The sequence below is a fragment of the Vibrio sp. 378 genome (assembly GCF_033339435.1).
Map to the genome: position 1 here is coordinate 1 of NZ_JAWOUO010000843.1, position 590 is coordinate 590.

Here is a 590-nt window from a genome sequence, read left to right on the forward strand (position 1 = left end):
ACATACACAAACAATCCATGGACACGAGACGGACAAGTGAGTGCCTATGTTATCTCCATTACGCCTCGAGTCACTGGGCAGGTTACGCAGGTGTATGTTGCTGATAACTCAAAAGTAAAAAAGGGAGATTTGCTGTTTGAGATTGATCCAAGCACATACGTTGCGTCTTACCACAAAGCACTGGCAAACCAGAAACAAGCGACTGCATTGCTAGCAAAGGCACAAAATGAAGAACAGCGTGCGCGAAAATTAGAGAAACGTACGCACGGTGCAGTGCCTGCGTTAACTCTTAGCAATTTACATAATGCCGTACAAACAGCGCAGGCAAATGTTGAACTAGCGAAAGCAAACATTGAAGAAGCGCAGCTTAACTTGGACTTCACCAAAGTTTACGCGCCGACCGATGGTTACATCACCAATCTAAACGTTCGAGTGGGCTCTCAAGTGGTCGCTAACTCCCCTGTTGTCGCCCTTATTGATGAAAATAGCTTCTGGATTGAAGGTTACTTTAAAGAAACAGACCTCGCGGGCATTGCCCCTAACGACCGCGCAACCGTGACATTACTCATGCATGATGACGTCGCGTTAGA

The 590-nt window shown here is 46.6% G+C and carries 1 protein-coding gene; it reads left to right on the top strand.

The annotated features are described in order from the left end of the window. On the top strand, window positions 1–590 hold a 590-nt coding region (locus tag R7Q48_RS29165; RefSeq protein ID WP_318133850.1), incomplete at both ends, for an HlyD family secretion protein.